Source organism: Cellulomonas iranensis NBRC 101100 = JCM 18110, from assembly GCF_001552375.1.
Classification (GTDB): domain Bacteria; phylum Actinomycetota; class Actinomycetes; order Actinomycetales; family Cellulomonadaceae; genus Cellulomonas; species Cellulomonas iranensis.
The window spans coordinates 37569-57270 of sequence record NZ_BCRB01000019.1 but is presented as its reverse complement, the minus strand read 5'-3'; the positions used below and the strand labels follow the sequence as shown (position 1 = coordinate 57270).

The window sequence follows — 19702 nt, the reverse complement described above, 5'->3', positions numbered from 1 at the left end:
TCACGCGACCGCCCGCGGGGCGCGTGCGCGGGCGGCGGCGGGCGCGCCGGTGCCGTGCAGCGGGTCGGGGGTCGCGTCGTCGCGCGCGGCGTCCTGGGCGACGTCGCGCACGAGCGTCGGCAGGTCGCCGCCGAGCCGGACGCGCTCGAGGAACTGCACGACGGCGCCGGCGACCGTGCGGTGGGCCGCGTCGTTGAGCACGTCGTGCCGGCCGTCGGTGACGAGCAGCACGTGGCGCGCGCCCAGCGTGCGGTAGGCGGCGACCGCGTGCTCGGCGGGGCTGATGCGGTCGTCCTCGCCGTGCAGCGCGAGCACGGGCACCGGCAGCGGTGCGTCGCGCGGGTCGGTGAGGTCGGCGGCGACGATCGCGGTGACGTCGGCAAACAGGCTCGTGCGCGTGGCCTGCGCGAGCACGCGCTGGTGGGCGGGGCACGCGGACCGTGCGTCGAGCTCGGCGTCCCACGTGAGCGAGCGGACGCCCGCGGCGGTCGGCACGCCGGCGAGCACGACGCCGGCGACGTCGAGCACGCGCGCGAGGCGGGCGGCGGCGAGTGCGCCCGCGTCCGTGCCGACGAGGACGTGCGGGGCGGGGAGCGTGGTGAGCAGCGCGGCGACGGCCTGCGGTGCGGGGTCGGCCTCGCCGACGGCGACGACGCGGTAGGCGTCGGCGGCGAGGCGGCGACCGAACCGCTCGTAGACCTCGGGGGTCTCGCCGCGGCCGACCAGCACGACGACGGTGCCGCGTGCGTCGGGCCCGCCGACGGGCTCGGTCCAGGTGCGCAGCGCGGAGGTGCGCAGCGTCGCTGCCGGGTGTGCGGCGGTCGTCACGGCGGGCTCCTGTCGGGGCGGTCGAGCGGGTTCCTCGCAGCGTAGGCATGCTCCAGATAAAAGGAGATGAATTTGGTCTGGTTTCTCGCGACGTGAGACGTCGCGCGCGTCCCGCCGACGGCGTCGGCCTCGGGGCCGCAGCGGGTCGAGGCGCCGACGGACCCCGGTGCGGACGTCCGGGTCGACCTGGGCGCGGTCGACCGGGCCGTCTCCTGCCTCGCCCCCTGAGCGAAGCTCAGTCGCGCCCGTCCGTCGCGGGCGGGTGCGGCAGCCACGGGCCCACGACGTCGGTGCTCGCGCCCGTGGACTCCCGGGCCACGATGCGGAACGCGGCCTTGTGGAAGCGCCGGGGGCGCAGCGCGCGGTCGCCGTCCTCGATCCGCTCGACGAGCATCGCGACGGCCGTCTCGGCGATCTCCTCGCGGCCGGGGTCGACGGTGGACAGCGAGGGCGTGGTGAAGCGGCCGTCCGCGATCGCGTCGAACCCGATGACCGCGACGTCGTCAGGCACGCGGCGGCCGGCCTCCGCGAGGGCGCGCAGCACACCGATGGCGAGGCTGTCGTTGAGCGCGAGGACCGCGTCGAACTCGACGCCCGACGCGATGAGCTCGCGCGTGGCCTCGACGCCGTTGACGGGCAGCCACGGCGCGACGACGACCTCGAGGCGCGGGTCCTCCGGCACGCCCGCGACCGTGAGCGCCTCGCGGTAGCCGCGGACGCGCAGGTCGGAGGGGCGCATCTGCCCCGTGCGGCGGTCGGGGTGCGCACCGACGACGGCGATGCGCCGCCGGCCGAGCGACAGCAGGTGCTCGACCGCGGCCCGCGCGCCCTCGACGTTGTGCATGGTGACGTGGTCGTTCGGCCCGCCGAAGATGCGCTCGCCGAGCAGGACGAGCGGGTAGGTCACGTCGTCGAGGAGGCCGCGGTCCTCGGTGCCGAGGTGCTCGGGGCTGAAGAGCAGACCGTCGGTCTGCCGCAGGCCGTTGGCCAGGACGGCCGTCTCGTGCGCGCGGTCGGCGCCGGCCTGGCCGATGATCACGCTGAGGCCGCGACGCTCGGCTGCCGCGATCACGGCGTCGGCGAGCTCGGCGAAGTAGGGCTGGCGCAGCTGGGGGACGGCCAGCCCGATGACGCCCGTGCGCCCGGACCGCAGCCCGCGCGCGGAGAGGTTGGGCCGGTAGCCGAGCTCGTCGATGGCGCGCTGCACGCGCGCCCGGGTCTCGGGGCTCACGTGCGGGTGGTCGTTGACGACGTTGGAGACCGTCTTGTTGGAGACACCCGCCAGCTGGGCGACGTCGTGCATCGTCACCTTCACGCCGGAGCCGCCGTCCGGTGTGCCGGGAGGTGCGCCCGGCGGAGCGCCCGACTTCTCGTCATGGGCATGAGGTTGACAGGTCCGTCGCGGGGAAGCAATAGTGGCCGAGCCATTACGACGTCGTAAACGGCCAGGTCAGCGGTGTTCAACGTCAGAGACGACGGCACATCGCGCCTCTCGGGGCGGTGCTCTGGCGCTGCTCGGCCCGTCATCGACGACGAGCGACCCGGGCGCCTCCTTGGAGGCAGGAGGAGAAGAAGTGGCTCAGCCCCCAGGACGCCTCGCGTCCCGAGCACCGGCCGCCGGCCGGTGGAAGGACCTGCTGTACTCGCAGCGCCTCGCCCCGTACTTCTTCATCGCGCCGTTCGTCGTCACGCTGCTCGCGTTCTGGGCGGTGCCGCTCGTGCGCACGTTCGTCATGAGCACGCAGAACGTGATGTTCGGCGAGGCCGCGTTCGTCGGCACGGACAACTTCGAGCGGCTGTGGCGGGACCGGATCTTCTGGCAGGCGATGTACAACAGCGCCCGCTACATGGTCCTCACTCTCGTCATCCTCATCCCCGTCCCGCTGCTGCTCGCGGTCGTGCTCAACGCGCGGCTCGGGTCGCCCCGCCTGAAGAACCTCTTCAAGGCGTCGATGTTCGTCCCGGCCCTGACGTCCGTGGTCGTGGCCGGCATCATCTTCCGGCTCATGTTCGCCGAGACGAGCACGGGCCTGGTCAACCAGGTGATCGCCTGGTTCGGGGCGGACCCCGTGCGGTGGCTGCGCACCGACATCGGTGGTCTCGTCGCGCTGCTCTCGCTGGCGACCTGGCGCTACACCGGCGTCAACATCCTGTACTTCCTGTCCGGCCTGCAGTCGATCCCCGACGAGTACTACGAGGCGGCGTCGATCGACGGCGCCGGCAAGCTCCGGCAGTTCTTCTCCATCACCCTGCCGAACATCAAGCCGACCATGGTCTACGTCACGACCATCAGCATCTACGGCGGCCTGGCGATGTTCCTCGAGAGCTTCATGCTCTACGCCGGCAACAGCTCCCCGAACAACCAGGGCCTGACGGTCGTCGGCTACCTGTACCGCCGCGGCATCGAGGAGAACGACCTCGGCTACGCGTCCGCCGTGGGGGTGGTCCTGCTCGTCGTGATCATGGCGATCAACCTCACCTACCTCACCCTCACCGGCACGTTCAAGAAGGAGTCCCGATGAGCGCGCCGACCACCACGACCATGCCCGGCGCGTCGGCGGAGCGCGCCACGAGCGGCCCCGGCCGCCGCCGGTACCCGCTGCCGCGCGCGATGTTCGTGACGATCCAGAGCGTCTTCCTCGCGGTCATCGGCCTCATCGTCCTCGTGCCCCTCGCGGTCATCTTCGTCGGCACGTTCCAGGACGGCGGCGAGATCATGCGCAGCGGCCTGCGGCTCGACGTCGACGTCTCGTCGTTCCGGCTCGACAACTACGTCATGCTCCTCACCGACTCCGGCCTGTACTTCCGGTGGTTCGCCAACTCGGTGGGACTCACGGTCGTCCAGGTGGCCGGCACGTTGCTCGTCAGCTCGTTCGTCGCCTACGGGTTCGCGATGTACGACTTCAAGGGCAAGACCGCCGCGTTCATCGCGGTGCTGCTCCTGATGACCGTGCCGTTCGAGATCATGATGCTGCCGCTGTACGTCATGGTGAACGACCTCGGGCTCGCGGACTCGTACGCCGTCATCGTCCTCCCGTTCCTCGCGGCGTCCGTGACGATCTTCTTCTTCCGGCAGTACTTCACGGGGATCCCCAAGGAGCTGCTCGAGGCGGGCCGCGTCGACGGCGTCACCGAGTTCGGCATCTTCTTCAAGGTCGTCCTGCCCATCTCGCGGCCGGCGCTGGCCGCCATGGGGATCCTCAACGGCATGGTCACGTGGAACAACTTCCTGTGGCCCCTGCTGGTGCTGCGCTCCGCGGAGAAGTTCACGCTGCCCATCGGTCTGAACACCCTGCTCACGCCGTACGGGAACAACTACGACCTGCTGATCATCGGGTCCTTCTTCTCCCTGCTGCCCGTCCTCGTGCTCTTCCTCTGCTTCCAGCGATTCTTCGTCGCCGGGATGACGGCGGGGGCGCTCAAGGGCTGATCGTCCACCCCGCCACCCGCACCACACAACGAAACGGAGTCACCACCATGGCAGGACCACGCAGGTACCCGGCGCTCGTCGCGGCCGGCCTGGCAGGCGCGCTCATGCTCTCGGCGTGCAGCGGCGGCTCGGACGAGCCCGCGGCGGCCCCGGCCGACGGCGAGGCCACCGCGCTCGACATGTGGGTGTTCGCCGAGCTCCACGCGGACTACTACGAGCAGATGGCCGAGGAGTGGAACGAGCAGAACCCCGACCGTCCCGTCGACCTCGACGTGACCGTCTACCCGTACCAGGACATGCACAACAAGCTGCAGCTCGCGGTCAACTCGGGCTCCGGACTGCCGGACGTCGTCGACATCGAGGTCAACAAGTTCGGCAACTTCGTGTCCGCGGACGGCCGCACCCCGCTCATGGACCTGTCCGAGGCCGCCAAGCCCTACCAGGACGACATCGTCCAGGCGCGGCTCGACCTCTACACCCGCGCGGACAAGATCCTCGGCTTCCCCATGCACGTCGGGGCGTTCGTGACCTTCTACAACGCCGCCCTGCTCGAGGAGGCCGGGATCGACTACACGACCATCGAGACCTGGGACGACTTCTCGGAGGCCGGCGCGACGTACCACCAGGCGACCGGCAAGGCGTTCGGCGTCGCCAGCACGTCCGTCAACTTCGTCGAGCCGCTCATCGTCGCGCAGCTCGGGGGCAACTTCTTCGACGAGGACGGCGACGTCGACGTCGCCAACCCCGACGTCGTCAAGGCGTTCGAGATGCAGAAGGCCATGCTCGACGCGGGCGCCATCTCCACCATCCCCGGCGGCAGCCCCGACGACGAGCAGGCGTTCGGCGTCATCAACAGCGGCGACTACGCCGCCGTCGTGTACCCCGCCTGGTACACGTCGCGCTTCGTCGACTACATGCCCGACCTCGCCGGTGACGTCGCGATCGCCCCGGCGCCCGTCGTCGAGGGCGGCGAGGTCGCCACGATCGGTGGCGGCGGCACCGGGACGGCCGTCATCGAGTCGTCGCCGAAGAAGGACTTCGCGGCGGAGTGGCTCGCGTTCGCCAAGCTGTCGCCCGAGGCGAACGTCGCCGTGTGGGAGGTCCTCGGCTTCGACCCCGTCAACATGTCGGTGTGGGAGGACGAGGCGGTCACGAAGGACCCGGAGAACAAGTTCAACAAGTACTTCCGCACGAACCTGTTCGACGTGCTCAACGAGGTCAAGGACGGCATCGGCCACTTCGACGGCTTCGCCAACCCGAACCTGCCGACGCTGAACAACCTCTTCACGACCACCACCCTGACCGAGGTCTACGAGAACGGCGTCGCGCCGCAGCAGGCCCTCGACCAGGCGCAGAAGGACCTGCAGAACCAGCTCGGCCAGTAGTCGCGGGTGCCCGGGCGTCGGTACCCCCGGCGCCCGGGCCCGCGGCCCACCCGCGCCCCCGGCCCGTACGGTGGGCCGTTCGGCCCACTTACCCACGGCCGGACCGTTGAAAACTCGGGGCATGACAGCAGACCTGGCGGCAGCCCCCGGCCGCGTGGTCGTCGTCGGTGCGGGCATGGTCGCGCACCGGTTCGCGGAGCAGCTCTGCCGCCGCGACGGCGACTGGACCCTCACGGTGATCGGCGACGAGCCGCACGCCCCCTACGACCGCGTGCACCTGTCCGAGGTGTTCGCCGGTCGGACCCCCGAGGACCTCGTGCTCGACACGAGCGTGTGGGACGACCCGCGCGCGACGCTCGTCACGGGCGACCGCGTCGTCGCGCTGGACCGCGCCGCGCAGACCGTCACCACCGCGTCGGGCCGCGTCGAGCCGTACGACCAGCTCGTGCTGGCGACGGGCTCGTGGGCGTGGGTGCCGCGCGCCGAGGGCACCGACCTGCCCGGCGTGCTGCGCTACCGCACGCTCGCCGACCTGGTCGACCTGCGCACGTGGGTCGAGGGCCGGGCCGCCGCGCTCGGGCGCCCGCTGCGGGGCGTCGTCGTCGGCGGCGGCGTGCTGGGTCTGGAGGCCGCGGCCGCGCTCGGCACGCTCGGCGTCGCGCCGACCGTCGTCGAGTTCGCCGACCGGCTCATGGCCGTGCAGCTCGACGCGGGCGGCGGCGAGGCGCTGCGCGTCCTGGTCACCGAGCTCGGCATGGAGATCCGCACGTCGACCGCGGCGAGCCGCGTGCTCGCGGGGGACGAGGGCACGGTCGCGGGCCTCGAGCTGTCCGACGGCGAGGTGCTGCCGGCCGACGTCGTCGTCTACTCCACGGGCATCCGCCCGCGCGACCGCCTCGCGCGCGAGGGCGGCCTGCCCGTCGCCGAGCGCGGCGGCGTCGTGGTCGGGCCCACGTGCCGCACCGAGGACCCGGCGGTCTGGGCGATCGGCGAGGTCGCGAGCCACGACGGCGAGTGCGCCGGCCTGGTGGCCCCCGGCAACGCGATGGCCGACGTCGTCGTCGACCGGCTGTTCGGCGGCGACGCGGTCTACGCCAAGGCCGCGGACGGCACCAAGCTCAAGGGCGTCGGGGTCGACGCCGCGGCGTTCGGCGACGTCCTCGGCCTGACGCCCGGCGCGCTCGAGGTGACGTTCGCCGACCCGGTCGCGCGCACCTACCGCAAGCTCGTGGTGTCCGACGACGCGCGCGTGCTGCTCGGCGGCGTGTTCGTCGGCGACATCGAGCTGTACTCGCAGCTGCGCCCGCTGCTGGGCCGGCCGCTGGGCGCCGACCCGTCGGCGTTCCTCGCGCCCGCCGGCGGTGCCGCGCCCGTGCAGACCGACCTGCCCGACGACGTCGTGCTGTGCTCGTGCTCCCACGTGTCGGTCGGCACCGTGCGCGCCGCCGTCACCGAGCACGGCTGCCGCAGCGTCGGCGAGGTCAAGACCTGCACGCGCGCGGGCACGGTCTGCGGGTCGTGCGTGCCGCTGCTCACCAAGGTCGTCAACGGCACGCTCGAGAAGGCCGGGTTCACGGTCTCGAAGGCCATGTGCGAGCACTTCGGCATGCCGCGCGCCGAGCTGTACGCGCTCGTGCGCGCCGAGGGGCTGCGGACGTTCTCCGAGATCGTCGCGCGGCACGGGCAGGGCCGCGGCTGCGCGGTCTGCAAGCCGGTCGTCGCGTCGATCCTGTCCTCGCTGGGCATCGGGCACGTGCTGCAGCCCGACCAGGTCACGCTGCAGGACACCAACGACCGCCTGCTGGGCAACATGCAGAAGGACGGCACCTACTCGGTGGTCCCGCGCATGCCCGGCGGCGAGGTCACGCCCGAGAAGCTGCTCGCGTTCGCGCAGATCGCGCACGACTTCGGGCTGTTCACGCGCGTCACGGGCGCGCAGCGGCTCGGCATGTTCGGTGCGCGGCAGGACCAGCTCCCGGAGATCTGGCGGCGCCTGGTCGACGCGGGCTTCGAGTCCGGGCAGGCGTACGGCAAGTCGCTGCGCGCCGTGAAGACGTGCGTCGGGTCGACGTGGTGCCGGTTCGGCGTGCAGGACTCCTCGACCATGGCCGTGCGCCTCGAGCTGCGGTACCGCGGCCTGCGCGCGCCGCACAAGTTCAAGGTCGGCGTCTCGGGCTGCGCGCGCGAGTGCGCCGAGGCCCGCGGCAAGGACGTCGGCGTGATCGCGACCGAGAAGGGCTGGAACGTGTACGTCGGCGGCAACGGCGGCTTCACGCCCCGGCACGCCGACCTGCTCGCGGAGGACCTCGACGACGACCGTCTGATCCAGGTCATCGACCGGTTCCTCGCGCTGTACGTGCGCAGCGCCGACCGTCTGCAGCGCACCGCGCCGTGGGTCGCGTCCTACCCGGGCGGCATCGACGCGCTGCGCCGCGTCCTGGTGGACGACGCCGACGGCATCGGCGCCGAGCTCGAGGCCGAGGTCGCGCGGCACGTCGGCGCGTACGTCGACGAGTGGCGCGCGACCCTCGAGGACCCCGAGATGCTGCGGCGCTTCACGCCGTACGTCAACGCGCCCGACGCGACCGACACCGACCTGTCGTACGTGCCCGTGCGCGGGCAGGCGCGCCCGGCCCGACCCGACGAGCAGGGCTACCCCGACCTGCTGTCCGCGCGTGCCGCCGGCACCCAGGAGGAGCGATGAGCACGGTCCCCGCCGAGGGCGTCCGCGTGTGCGCGGTCGACGACCTGCTGCCCGAGTGCGGCACCGGCGCCCTCGTGGGCGAGGACCGGGTCGCGCTGTTCCGGCTCGCGTCCGACGAGGTGCTGGCCGTCCAGCAGCGCGACCCGTACACGGGCGCCAACGTGCTGAGCCGCGGCATCGTCGGCGACGTCGCCGGTGCCCCGACCATCACGTCGCCCCTGCTCAAGCAGGTGTGGGACCTGCGCACGGGCGCGTGCCTCGACCCGGTCGGCAAGGACCCCGTCGACCTGCGGGTCTACCGCGTGGTCGTCGACGGCGAGGACGTCCGGGTCCTGCCGTGACCCTGCTCGCGGGGCTCGACCTGACGGGCCGCACGGTGCTCGTCGCGGGGGCCGGGCCCGTCGGCGTGCGACGCGCCCGCGCGGCCGTCGCCGAGGGCGCGCACGTGCGGCTCGTGGCCCCCGACGTGGGCGCGGGCGTCGACGACCTCGGCGACGCCGTCGAGGTGCACCGCCGTGAGGTGCGCGCCGCGGACCTCGACGACGTGTGGTTCGTGCACGCGTGCACGGGCGTCGCCGACGTCGACGCGGCGCTCGCGGCGTGGGCGCACGAGCGGCGCGTGTTCTGCGTCGTCGCGTCCGACGCGTCGCGCGGCACGGCCCGCACGGTCGCCGCCGCGCGCGTCTCCGGCCTGCACCTGGGCGTGCTCACCGACGGCCCGCCCGACCCGGGGCGCGCGGTGGCGGTGCGCGACCGGCTCGTCGCGCACGTCGCCGCGGGCGGCGTCGTCGTGGGGGAGGTGCGCCCCGGCAGCGGCGGCGACGACGTGCTGCGCGCCGGCGAGGTCGCGCTGGTCGGCGGCGGGCCCGGCGACCCCGCGCTCATGACGGTCCGCGCGCGGGCGCTGCTCGCGCAGGCCGACGTGGTCGTCACCGACCGGCTCGGCCCGACGTCCGTGCTCGACGAGCTCGCCGACGACGTCGCGGTCGTGCACGTCGGCAAGGCCCCCGGGCGGCACACCGTGCCGCAGGAGCAGATCGACGCGCTGCTGGTCGAGCACGCGCTCGCCGGGCACCGCGTGGTGCGGCTCAAGGGCGGCGACCCGTTCCTGTTCGGACGCGGCGGCGAGGAGGTCGCCGCGTGCCGCGCCGCGGGCGTCCCCGTGCGCGTCGTGCCCGGCGTGACGTCCGCGGTCGCCGCCGCCGAGGCGGCGGGCATCCCCGTGACGCACCGCGGCACGAGCGCGCGCCTGCACGTCGTCAACGGCCACGGCGCGCTCACCGACGTCGACCTGGCCGCGCTGCGCGCCCCCGACGTCACGGTCGTCGTCCTCATGGGCCTGGCCGGCCTGCCCCGCCTCACGGCGCAGGCCCTCGCGGCGGGCGTCGACCCCGCGCAGCCCGCCGCGGTCGTGTCCCGCGCGACCCTGCCCGGGCAGCGCGTCGTGCGCGCACCGCTCGCCGCCCTCGCGCAGCGCGCCGCCGAGGCGTGGCTCGGGTCGCCGAGCGTCGTGGTGGTGGGGGACGTGACGGCCGAGGGGCTCCTGGACCGACCGGTCGCCTGACCGGGGCACCGGGCGCCCGTTCGCCGCTCGGGAGGCGCTGCTGCTCGACGTGGTCGGGAGGGTCCGGCCCCTCACCCGGGCGACGTGACGGCGCGCGACGGCGACGGCGCCCGCCCGTGCACGGGCCGTGCGTGCGGCGGCGGCGCCCCGACCTCGGCGACGGTGCGCCCGCTGCACGTGGCGGTCGTGACGGTCGCGCGGTGCACGCGGTCCAGGCGGAACCAGCGCATCGCGTCGCGCAGGCGGCACCAGCCGATGAGGTACCACCAACCGTTCGCGGCCGCGAACAGCACGGGCTCGACGTCGCGCGTGGACACCGTGCCGTCGCCCGCGGCGTAGCCGATGCGCACGACGTGCTGGTCGGCCATCGCCTGCTCGAGCGCCGACCGGACCGCGCGGCTCGGCACCGGCGGGGCGTCGACCCACACGCGCTCGGCGAGCTGCATCGCGCGGTCGCGCGTGCGCGGGTCGAGCACGTCGAGCACCTTCTGCACGGCCGCGCCGGCCAGGTCGGCGTACGGCGCGTCCGGGGCGGCCGAGACCGCCGCGAGCAGCGCGACCGCCTGCGCCGGGCTGAGGTTGACGGGCGGCAGCGACGCGCGGGCAGCGAGCCCGTAGCCGCCGCCAGGACCCGGCCGCGACCACACGGGTGCACCGCTGCGCTCGAGCGCCGCGACGTCGCGCTTGACGGTGCGCACCGACACCCCGAACTCGTCCGCCAGGCGCTCGGCGGTGCAGCCGCGCGCACCGCTGCGCCGCAGCATCTCGGACAGCGCGTGCAGGCGCTCGGCTCGCTTCACCCGGCCACGGTACAGATCGTGCCGGAAACGGTGACACCACGGTGTCCGGGCCCCGGTCGACGATCGAGGCATGAGCACCCCCGACACCACCCCGACCGTCGTCCTCGTCCCCGGCCACTGGCTGGGCGCGTGGGCCTGGGACGACGTCGTCACCCACCTGCACGCCGCCGGTCTCGCGACCGCCGCCCTCACGCTGCCCGGCCTCGACCCGCACGACCCCGACCGCGCGACCCGCACGCTCGACGACCAGACCGCCGCCGTCGAGGACGCCGTGCGCGCCGCCGCCGGGGCGGGGCACCCCGTCGTGCTCGTCGCGCACAGCGGCGCCAACGCGCCCGTCAGCGTGCTGCTCGACCGTCACCCCGACCTCGTGACGCACGTCGTGTGGGTCGACAGCGGACCGGCGGCGCCCGGCGCGGTCTTCGCGCCCGGCGCCCCCGCCGACCTCGTCGAGCTCCCGCTGCCCGACCTCGACGCGCTCGGCGCGCAGGCCAGCCTCGACGGGCTGGACGCCGACGCCCTCGCGCGGTTCCGCGACCGCGCCGTCCCCGAGCCCGGGCCCGTCCTGACGCAGGCCGTCGAGCTGACCGACCCGCGCCGCCTCGACGTGCCCACGACCCTCGTGTGCTGCTCGATCACCGGCGCCCAGGTCCGCGAGCTCGCGGACGCCGGGCACCCGATGTTCGCCGAGGTCGCCGGGCTGCGGCACGTCGACGTCGTCGACCTTCCCACGGGGCACTGGCCCATGTGGAGCCGCCCGGCGGACCTCGCCGACGTCGTCGCCGCGGTCGCCCGCCGGGCGGCCGGCTGAGGCTCGCGCCCCGGCGGGGGCGGGGCCGTCGCGCGCCCCGCTCCCGCCGGGCGGGCGGCCGCCGGGGGCGCCTACAGTCGTCCCCGTGCCCGGCCGTCCCGTCCGTCTGCCCGCCCCCGTCGTCGACGACACGACCACCGTCGCTGCCGGGCTCGCGGCCCTGCGCGCCGAGGTCGAGCTGCCCGTGACCTACCCGCCGGCCGCGCTCGCCGAGGCGGCGGACGCCGCGCGTGCGCTGCCGGCCGGCGGCCACGCGCCCGGGGACCGCGCCGACCGCACCGACCTGCCGCTCGTCACGATCGACCCCGCGGGCTCGACCGACCTCGACCAGGCCGTGCACGTCGCGCGCCACGGCGCGGGCTGGCGCGTGCACTACGCGATCGCGGACGTCGCGGCGTTCGTCGTGCCCGGCGGGCCGCTCGACGCCGAGACGCACCGCTGCGGCCTGACCTGCTACAGCCCCGACGGGCGCGTGCCGCTGCACCCGGCCGTGCTGTCGGAGGGTGCCGCGAGCCTGCTCGCCGACCAGGACCGCCCGGCCGTGCTGTGGCGCGTCGACCTCGACGCCGACGGCGAGCCCACCGACGTGCACGTCGAGCGCGCGCTCGTGCGCAGCCGCGCCCAGCTCGCGTACGACCAGGTGCAGCGCGACCTCGACGCGGGCACCGCCGACGACGTGCTGCAGGGCGTCGCCGCGGTCGGCCGGCTGCGCGAGGAGCGCGAGCGCGCGCGGGGCGGCGCGTCCCTCGACGTGCCCGAGCAGGAGGTCGTGCGCGCCGACGACGGCACGTACGGCCTGCGGTTCCGCGCGACCCTGCCCGTCGAGGGCTGGAACGCGCAGGTCTCGCTGCTCACGGGCGTCGTCGCCGCGCGGATCATGCTCGACACGGGCGTCGGCGTGCTGCGGACGCTGCCGCCCGCGGACCCGCGCGACGTCGCCCGGCTGCGCCGCACGGCCGTCGCGCTCGGCATCGACTGGCCCGAGTCCGTGCCCTACGCCGAGCTGCTGCCGACCCTCGACTCGCGGCGCGGCCCGCACGCCGCGTTCCTCAACGAGGCCACGACCCTGTTCCGCGGCGCCGGGTACACGGCGTTCGGCGGCGACGTGGCCGCGCCCACGGGCGACGCGGCCGAGCACGCCGCGATCCGCGCGCCCTACGCGCACGTCACCGCCCCGCTGCGGCGGCTGGTCGACCGCTACGGCACCGAGGTCTGCCTCGCGGCGGTCGCGGGCCGCGACGTCCCCGACTGGGCGACCGCCGCGCTGCCGGGCCTGCCGGCCACGATGTCCGCGGCCGGCCGTCGCCTGGGCGCCTTCGACCGCGGCGTGCTCGACCTCGTCGAGGCGGTCGTGCTCGCGCCGCACGTCGGCGCGACGTTCTCCGGCGTCGTCGTCGACGCGGACGAGCCCCGCGAGGGCCGCGCACGCGGTGCGCTGCAGCTGCGCGAGCCCGCGGTCGTCGCGCGCGTGACCTCGCACGACGGTCCGCTCCCGCTGGGCGGCGCGCTCGACGCGCGGCTCGACGAGGTCTCGGTGCCGCAGCGGCGCGTGCGGTTCGTGACGCCGTGACGCGCCGGACCGTCCTGCGGGCCGTGGGCGTGCCGCTCGGCGTCGCGGCGCTCGTCGCGGGGGTCGGTGCGGCCGCGGGGCTGTGGGGTGCGGACCCCGAGCCGCCGCCCGCCGTCGCGACCGTGTCCTGGGAGGGCGTGCTCACCGCGCCCACGACGGCCCCGACGCCGGCCGACCCGACGCCCGAGGCGCCCGCCCCTGCGCCCGAGCCGTCCGCACCGGCGTTCGACCTCACGCGCCACTCCACGACCGACCCGACCAGCCCCTGGGTCGTCGTCAACAAGCAGCACCCGGTCCCCGCCGAGCACGTGCCGCCCGACCTGGTCGACGTCGCGCCCGGCGTGCAGCTGCGCGCCGACGTCGCGCCCGACCTCGCGGCGATGGTCGAGGCCGCCGCACCCGCCGGCGCGCGCCTCGGGGTCCTCTCGGGGTACCGGTCGTACCGGGACCAGGCGGCGACCCGTGCGGCCATCGAGGCCCGTCGCGGGTTCGAGCACGCCGAGCGGTACTCGGCCCGGCCGGGGTTCTCCGAGCACCAGACCGGGCTCGCGGTCGACCTCGGCTCGGGCACGCAGCCGGGCTGCGACCTGCAGTCCTGCTTCGCGCAGACCGCCGAGGGCGCGTGGCTCGCCGAGCACGCCTGGGAGTTCGGGTTCGTCGTGCGCTACACCGAGGCGAACACCGAGGTCACGGGCTACGCGCCCGAGGGCTGGCACCTGCGGTGGGTCGGCCGCGACCTGGCCGCGTACCTGCACGGCGCGGGCGTCGGCTCCCTCGAGGAGGCGTTCGGGGTGCCCGGCGGGCCGGTCTACGCCGGCGGCTGACCCGCGAGCGCGGGCCGCGGACCGCGGAAATCCGCGTGCCGGGCGCGGGGCGAGCGGCCTACCGTCGCGGCCATGCCCGACCCCACCGCGTCCGACGCCGCCGCGTCCGAGCACGCACCGTCCGTCGCGCCGTCGGCCGCCGCCGACGGCGGGCCGTCGCGCGCCCGCGTCGTGCGAGTGGACCGGGGTGCGGTGCGGGTCGTGCCCGCCGACGACCTCACGGCCGAGCCGCGGCACGCGGCCGTGCCCCGTGACGGTCTCGTGCCGCTGCCCGACGGCACGCCCGTGCCGCCCGCGGTGGGCGACGTGGTCGACGTCGAGGAGGTCGACGTCACGGGAGGGGAGCCGCGCGTCGTCGCGCTGCACGAGCGGCGCACGGCGCTCGTGCGGGACTCCGCGGGACGCACGTCGCTCGAGCAGGTCGTGGCGGCGAACGTCGACGTCGTGCTGGTCGTCGAGCACCTCGACCCCGACCCGGCGCCGGGGCGCGTCGAGCGGCTGCTGACGCTCGCGTGGCGCTCGGGCGCTCGCCCGGTCGTGGTCCTCACCAAGGCGGACCTCGTGCCGGACCCGGACGGCATGGCCGCGCAGGTCGCCGAGCTGGCGGTGGGCGTCGACGTGCACGTCGTGAGCGTCGTGACCGGGCGCGGGCTCGACGCGGTGCGCGACCTGCTCGAGCCGGGGGTCGCGCTCGTGGTGGTGGGGCCGTCGGGTGCGGGCAAGTCGACGCTGGTCAACGCGGTCGTGGGTCGTGACGTGATGGCGACGGGCGAGGCGCGCGCGGACGGCCGTGGGCGGCACACCACGACGCACCGCGAGCTCGTGCCGCTGCCCGGCGGCGCCGTCCTCATCGACACGCCCGGCGTCCGTGGCGTCGGTCTGGTCGCCGAGCCCGACGCGATCGACGCGGCGTTCGCCGACGTCGCCGCGCTCGCGGCGGCGTGCCGGTTCCGCGACTGCGCGCACGAGACGGAGCCGGGCTGCGCGGTGCGCGCCGCGGTGGCCGACGGTGAGCTGAGCGAGCGTCGGCTGACGAGCTGGCGGCACCTGCTCGCGGAGGCGGCGCACCAGGCCCGCCGGGCGGACGCGCGGCTCGCGGCGCAGGAGCGCGAGCGGCGCAAGCAGGCCACGCGCGAGTACCACCGGCGCGTGCGCGGCCCGCGGGGAGCGCGCGGCTGACGTCGGGCCCTGACGGACGTGGAGGCGCAGGTCGGGGCGCTGGGAGCGCTGCCGGTCGGCGAACCGGTTCGACGGCACCGAGTCACGATGCCGAAACGATTAGGAGGCCCCGCAGCGCTCGCCATCCCTCACCCGCCTCGGGTGTGATCGACAGGTCGCCCGGGCAGGCGCGTCGACGACGACGCCCGTCCCGGGGGTGCCGGCCGCGGCCGTGCCGCACCGGTGCGCACCCCACGTCGACCCACCCGAGGAGAGCCCATGTCCCCCCGATCGAACGTGTCGCGCCTGCGGCGCACGGTCGTCGCGGCCACCGCCGCCGCGGCGGTCGCGACCGCCGGCCTCAGCGCGCTCACGGCGACCGCCGCGCAGGCCGCGGCCGGCTGCCGCGTCGACTACGCCGTGTCGAGCCAGTGGTCCGGCGGGTTCGGCGCCACCGTCACCGTCACCAACCTCGGCGACCCCGTGTCGTCGTGGGACCTGCGCTGGACCTTCCCGAACGGCCAGAGCGTCCAGCAGGCGTGGAACGCCACCGTCTCGACCATCGGCTCGCAGGTCTCCGCCAAGAACGTCGGGTGGAACGGCAGCCTCGGCACCGGCGCCTCGGCGCAGTTCGGCTTCAACGGCTCGTGGAGCGGCAGCAACGGCGTGCCCGCGTCGTTCACGCTCAACGGCACGACGTGCACCGGTGGCGTCACGCAGCCGACGACGCAGCCGACGACGCAGCCGACGACGCAGCCCACGACGCAGCCGACGACCCAGCCGACCACGCCGCCGGTGTCGAGCAGCCAGTTCTACGTCGACCCCGAGACCGCCGCCTACGCCGCGTGGCAGGCCGCGTCCGGCAACGACAAGAACCTGCTCGCCAAGATCGCCCTCACGCCGCAGGCGCTGTGGATCGGCGACTGGGCGAGCGCCGCCGAGACGCAGGCGACGGTCCGCGACTACACCGGCCGCGCCCGCACGGCCGGCAAGACCGCGCAGATCGTCGTCTACGCGATCCCCGGGCGCGACTGCGGCTCGTACTCCGGCGGCGGCGTCGCGACCTCCGAGTACGCGCGCTGGGTCGACACCGTCGCGGCCGGCATCCAGGGCAACCCGTGGGTCGTCCTGGAGCCCGACGCGCTCGCGCAGCTCGGCGACTGCGCCGGCCAGGGCGACCGCGTCGGCTTCCTGCAGTACGCCGCGAAGTCCCTGACCGCCAAGGGTGCCCGCGTGTACATCGACGCCGGCAACTCGGCGTGGCTCTCGGCGTCGGAGGCCGCCAACCGCCTCAACCGCGTCGGCTTCAGCGACGCCGTCGGGTTCTCGCTCAACGTCTCCAACTACCGCACCACCGCCGAGGCCAAGGCCTACGGCCAGGAGATCTCGCGGCTCACGGGCGGCAAGCGGTTCGTCATCGACACCTCGCGCAACGGCAACGGCGCGAGCGGCAGCGAGTGGTGCAACCCGCGCGGCCGCGCGCTGGGTGACAAGCCCGTCGCGGTGAACGACGGCTCCGGCCTCGACGCGCTGCTGTGGATCAAGCGCCCCGGCGAGTCCGACGGCACGTGCAACGGCGGCCCGTCGGCCGGTGCCTGGTGGCAGGAGATCGCGCTCGAGCTCGCGCGCAACGCGAAGTGGTGACCGCGGTGGTGCGGTGACGCTCGCGTCGCCGCACCACCCGCACCGGCGCAGCACCGCCCGCCGTGCGGCGGGACGAGGCCGCGGGCACCCCGCACCGGGTGCCCGCGGCCTCGTCGCGTCGGCGCACGGACCCGCGAGAGCACCCCCGGCGTACGCTCGCGCGAAACCCGGACGACCACGGACCGGACGTCCTGTCCAGGAGACGGACGTGCGGCTCTAGGCTCGACCAGTTTCCCGATCCTCGCTGAGCAGAGCGGAGTCGACATGAAGCTGCAGCTGCAGCACGCCCTCGAGCAGGTGCTCGCCCGGAACCCCGGCGAGCGCGAGTTCCACCAGGCGGTCACCGAGGTGTTCGAGAGCCTGGGTCCCGTGCTGGACCGGAACCCGCACTACGTCGACGCCGCGGTGCTCGAGCGCCTGTGCGAGCCCGAGCGGCAGATCATCTTCCGCGTGCCGTGGGTCGACGACTCGGGGCACGTGCGCATCAACCGCGGCTTCCGCGTCGAGTTCAACTCCGCGCTCGGCCCGTACAAGGGCGGCCTGCGGTTCCACCCGTCGGTGTACCTCGGCATCGTCAAGTTCCTGGGCTTCGAGCAGGTCTTCAAGAACTCGCTCACCGACATGCCCATCGGCGGTGGCAAGGGCGGGTCCGACTTCGACCCGCGCGGCCGGTCCAACGGCGAGGTCATGCGGTTCTGCCAGTCGTTCATGACCGAGCTGTACCGGCACATCGGCGAGCACACCGACGTGCCCGCGGGCGACATCGGCGTCGGCGGCCGCGAGATCGGCTACCTGTTCGGCCAGTACAAGCGCATCACCAACCGCTACGAGTCGGGCGTCATCACCGGCAAGGGCGTCACGTGGGGCGGCTCGCTCGTCCGCACCGAGGCCACCGGGTACGGCACCGTGCTGTTCGCCGAGCGCATGCTCGCGACACGCGGCCTGTCGTTCGACGGCATGCGCGTGGTCGTCTCCGGGTCGGGCAACGTCGCGATCCACGCGATCGAGAAGGCGCAGGCGCTCGGCGCGCACGTCGTCGCGTGCTCCGACTCGCGCGGCTACGTCGTCGACGAGAAGGGCATCGACCTCGACGTCCTGCGCCAGGTGCGCGACGTCGAGCGCAAGCCCGTCTCGGCGTACGTCGACAGCCGCCCCGGTGCGCACTACGTCGCCGACGCGCGCGTGTGGCAGGTCGACGCGCAGGTCGCGCTGCCGTGCGCGACGCAGAACGAGCTCGACGAGCGGGACGCCAAGCGCATGGTCGACGCGGGTCTGCTCGCGGTCGCCGAGGGCGCCAACATGCCCACGACGCCCGAGGCCGTCGCGCTCCTGCAGGACGCGGGCGTGCTCTACGCGCCCGGCAAGGCGGCCAACGCCGGTGGCGTCGCGACGTCCGCGCTCGAGATGCAGCAGAACGCGACGCGCGACTCGTGGTCGTTCGAGCACACCGAGGAGCGGCTCGCCGGCATCATGGCGCGCATCCACGACCGCTGCGCCGAGACCGCCGAGGAGTACGGCCACCCCGGCAACTACGTGCTCGGCGCCAACATCGCGGGCTTCACCAAGGTCGCCGACGCGATGCTCGCCCTCGGCGTCGTCTGACGCCTCTGACCCGTCCGGCCCCGGCCGGCCCGTCCGCCCGACGCCCCCGTGATCGGTCGCGCCCGCCGGCTCCGGCACGCGACCGTTCACGGGGTCGTCGTCGGTCGGCGCGCGTCTGCGCGACGGATCGCGGCATGGGCCGTCCTCATGTGAGCCCGTGATCGGTCGTGCGGCGGCTGTCGGGTGCGCGACGGGTCGCGGGGTGGGCGCGGGGGTGGCGGGCTCCGGCGGGTGAGCCCGTCATCGGTCGTCGCGGAGGTGCCGCGGGGCGACCGATCACCGTGTCGCAGCGCGCGGCATCCGCCGTGCCGTGTGGGGGAGGATGGGGGCGTGCCGCCCCGCCGACGTACCGACCCCGCCGACGGCCGCGCCGCGCTGCAGGCGTGGCGCGCCGACCCCGACGGCGTGCCGCTCGCGACGCGCCGCACGGCCGTGCGGTTCGCGCTCGAGGAGCTCGCCGACGTCGCGCCGGGGAACTCGGTCGAGGTGCGCGTGCCGCCCGACGGCGCCGTGCAGGCCGTCGAGGGCCCCCGGCACACGCGCGGCACGCCGCCCAACGTCGTCGAGACCGACCCCGTCACGTGGCTGCGGCTCGTCACCGGCGACCTCACCTGGGACGACGCCCTGGCCTCGGGTCGCGTGCAGGCGTCGGGCGAGCGCGCCGACCTCGCCGGGCTCCTGCCGCTGCAGGCCGCCCGCCCCCGCTGACCGTCCGCCCCGCACCCGCTCTACCGCCCCGGCCCACCGCCGCCCGCGTGCCACCTCTTCGCCCTCTCCCCGCCGACGGACAGGCTCGCGGACCGACGGACAGGGGCGTGCACGTGTCCGTCGCGTCGGGACGGTGTCCGTCGCTGGTGAGGCGGGGCCGCCGGAGGGGCTGACCTAGGATCGGTGGGTGCCCGACGCCCCCCGCCCCGACGACGCGCGCCCCGACGAGACCGACGGCGTGCCCGGTGACGTCGCGCGCCCCGACGTGCCCGGTGACGTGCCGTCCGAGGCCGAGCTCGAGCGCATCGCGACGCCCGCGACCGTGCGGCGTGCCCCGCGGTACCGCGCGTTCATGGTGACCGGTGCCCTCGTGGGCGTCGTCGTCGCGCTGGTCGTCGCGTTCGCGACCGCGGGCAGCAGCGGGGTGGCGTCCGACGACGGCGGCGTGCTGCCGTTCCTCGGCGGTCAGAACGGCGTGCGCTGGCTGCTCGCGCTGACCGGCGCGGTCGTGGGCTGCTTCGCCGGCGGTGGCGTCGCGGCGTTCGTCGACCGTCGCAGCGCGCGCCGCGCGCAGCGTTCCGTGCGGCCCTGACCTGGGAGGACGCACCCCGAGCGCGGTGGGTGCGACGCCTCGCGGACCGGGTGGACCCGCCCCCTGCGGGGTGTGCGACCAT

17 protein-coding genes are annotated in these 19702 nt (G+C 75.0%); 14 read left to right on the top strand and 3 right to left on the bottom strand.

The window, feature by feature from the left end:
- Together CS2_RS06180 and CS2_RS06170 are read right to left on the bottom strand one after the other, a co-directional pair.
- Positions 1-828 (bottom strand): alpha/beta hydrolase, encoded by an 828-nt coding sequence (locus CS2_RS06180; protein ID WP_070319314.1) that lies wholly within the window; start codon positions 826-828, stop codon positions 1-3.
- Between the two features lie 235 nt (positions 829-1063).
- A complete protein-coding gene (locus CS2_RS06170) occupies positions 1064-2131 on the bottom strand; it encodes a LacI family DNA-binding transcriptional regulator (protein WP_046530779.1) in 1068 nt (355 codons plus the stop codon).
- Between the two features lie 271 nt (positions 2132-2402).
- On the opposite strand from CS2_RS06170, the gene CS2_RS06165 reads away from it, so the two are divergent.
- The 6 genes from CS2_RS06165 (at position 2403) to cobA (ending at position 9911) form a co-directional block, all read left to right on the top strand.
- Positions 2403-3350, top strand: coding sequence for a carbohydrate ABC transporter permease (locus CS2_RS06165; RefSeq protein ID WP_217997368.1), 948 nt, complete (start codon positions 2403-2405; stop codon positions 3348-3350).
- Positions 3347-4258, top strand: a complete 912-nt coding sequence (locus CS2_RS06160) for a carbohydrate ABC transporter permease (RefSeq protein ID WP_233421085.1) — start codon at positions 3347-3349, stop codon at positions 4256-4258. The genes CS2_RS06165 and CS2_RS06160 overlap by 4 nt, the downstream gene beginning before the upstream one ends.
- Before the next feature lie 47 nt (positions 4259-4305).
- Positions 4306-5643: an ABC transporter substrate-binding protein gene (locus tag CS2_RS06155; protein ID WP_070319312.1), complete on the top strand. Its 1338-nt coding sequence runs from the start codon at positions 4306-4308 to the stop codon at positions 5641-5643.
- Positions 5644-5764: 121 nt separating this feature from the next.
- Positions 5765-8347 carry a nitrite reductase large subunit NirB gene (gene nirB / locus CS2_RS06150; RefSeq protein ID WP_070319311.1) on the top strand — a complete coding sequence of 861 codons (2583 nt, stop codon included), beginning with the start codon at positions 5765-5767 and terminating at the stop codon, positions 8345-8347.
- Positions 8344-8688, top strand: a complete 345-nt coding sequence (nirD, locus tag CS2_RS06145) for a nitrite reductase small subunit NirD (RefSeq protein ID WP_070319310.1) — start codon at positions 8344-8346, stop codon at positions 8686-8688. The genes nirB and nirD overlap by 4 nt, the downstream gene beginning before the upstream one ends.
- On the top strand, positions 8685-9911 hold the full coding sequence (gene cobA / locus CS2_RS06140; protein ID WP_070319309.1) for a uroporphyrinogen-III C-methyltransferase: 1227 nt from the start codon (positions 8685-8687) through the stop codon (positions 9909-9911). The genes nirD and cobA overlap by 4 nt, the downstream gene beginning before the upstream one ends.
- 71 nt (positions 9912-9982) lie before the next feature.
- Here cobA and CS2_RS06135 read toward each other — a convergent pair whose 3' ends face one another.
- Complete coding sequence (locus CS2_RS06135; protein ID WP_070319308.1) at positions 9983-10711, bottom strand: helix-turn-helix transcriptional regulator; 729 nt, start codon at positions 10709-10711, stop codon at positions 9983-9985.
- Between the two features lie 70 nt (positions 10712-10781).
- On the opposite strand from CS2_RS06135, the gene CS2_RS06130 reads away from it, so the two are divergent.
- From CS2_RS06130 to CS2_RS06095, 8 genes are all read left to right on the top strand, one after another.
- Entirely contained in the window at positions 10782-11522 is a 741-nt protein-coding gene (locus CS2_RS06130) for an alpha/beta fold hydrolase (RefSeq protein WP_070319307.1), read from the top strand.
- 85 nt (positions 11523-11607) lie between these two features.
- Positions 11608-13092 carry an RNB domain-containing ribonuclease gene (locus tag CS2_RS06125; RefSeq protein WP_070319306.1) on the top strand — a complete coding sequence of 495 codons (1485 nt, stop codon included), beginning with the start codon at positions 11608-11610 and terminating at the stop codon, positions 13090-13092.
- The gene (locus tag CS2_RS06120; protein ID WP_070319305.1) at positions 13089-13916 is read left to right on the top strand and encodes a M15 family metallopeptidase; all 828 of its coding nucleotides are present in this window, start codon (positions 13089-13091) and stop codon (positions 13914-13916) included. Before CS2_RS06125 ends, CS2_RS06120 begins: the two co-directional genes overlap by 4 nt.
- A 72-nt stretch (positions 13917-13988) precedes the next feature.
- Entirely contained in the window at positions 13989-15095 is a 1107-nt protein-coding gene (gene rsgA / locus CS2_RS06115; RefSeq protein WP_082739919.1) for a ribosome small subunit-dependent GTPase A, read from the top strand.
- A 258-nt stretch (positions 15096-15353) separates the two neighbouring features.
- The gene (locus CS2_RS06110; RefSeq protein WP_070319304.1) at positions 15354-16718 is read left to right on the top strand and encodes a glycoside hydrolase family 6 protein; all 1365 of its coding nucleotides are present in this window, start codon (positions 15354-15356) and stop codon (positions 16716-16718) included.
- A 264-nt stretch (positions 16719-16982) separates the two neighbouring features.
- Positions 16983-18320, top strand: a complete 1338-nt coding sequence (gene gdhA / locus CS2_RS06105; protein ID WP_046529156.1) for an NADP-specific glutamate dehydrogenase — start codon at positions 16983-16985, stop codon at positions 18318-18320.
- 330 nt (positions 18321-18650) lie between these two features.
- On the top strand, positions 18651-19028 hold the full coding sequence (locus CS2_RS06100) for a sterol carrier family protein (protein WP_046529155.1): 378 nt from the start codon (positions 18651-18653) through the stop codon (positions 19026-19028).
- A gap of 187 nt (positions 19029-19215) precedes the next feature.
- Positions 19216-19620: a histidine kinase gene (locus tag CS2_RS06095; protein ID WP_233421084.1), complete on the top strand. Its 405-nt coding sequence runs from the start codon at positions 19216-19218 to the stop codon at positions 19618-19620.
- Positions 19621-19702 lie beyond the last annotated feature (82 nt).

Excerpts from the sequence above, each read along its gene's own strand:
- CS2_RS06170 (WP_046530779.1), bottom strand. The coding sequence starts at position 2,131 with ATGCACGACGTCGCCCAGCTGGCGGGTGTCTCCAACAAGACGGTCTCC.
- CS2_RS06160 (WP_233421085.1), top strand. The coding sequence starts at position 3,347 with ATGAGCGCGCCGACCACCACGACCATGCCCGGCGCGTCGGCGGAGCGC.
- CS2_RS06155 (WP_070319312.1), top strand. The coding sequence starts at position 4,306 with ATGGCAGGACCACGCAGGTACCCGGCGCTCGTCGCGGCCGGCCTGGCA.
- nirB (WP_070319311.1), top strand. The coding sequence starts at position 5,765 with ATGACAGCAGACCTGGCGGCAGCCCCCGGCCGCGTGGTCGTCGTCGGT.
- nirD (WP_070319310.1), top strand. The coding sequence starts at position 8,344 with ATGAGCACGGTCCCCGCCGAGGGCGTCCGCGTGTGCGCGGTCGACGAC.
- CS2_RS06130 (WP_070319307.1), top strand. The coding sequence starts at position 10,782 with ATGAGCACCCCCGACACCACCCCGACCGTCGTCCTCGTCCCCGGCCAC.
- rsgA (WP_082739919.1), top strand. The coding sequence starts at position 13,989 with ATGCCCGACCCCACCGCGTCCGACGCCGCCGCGTCCGAGCACGCACCG.
- CS2_RS06110 (WP_070319304.1), top strand. The coding sequence starts at position 15,354 with ATGTCCCCCCGATCGAACGTGTCGCGCCTGCGGCGCACGGTCGTCGCG.
- gdhA (WP_046529156.1), top strand. The coding sequence starts at position 16,983 with ATGAAGCTGCAGCTGCAGCACGCCCTCGAGCAGGTGCTCGCCCGGAAC.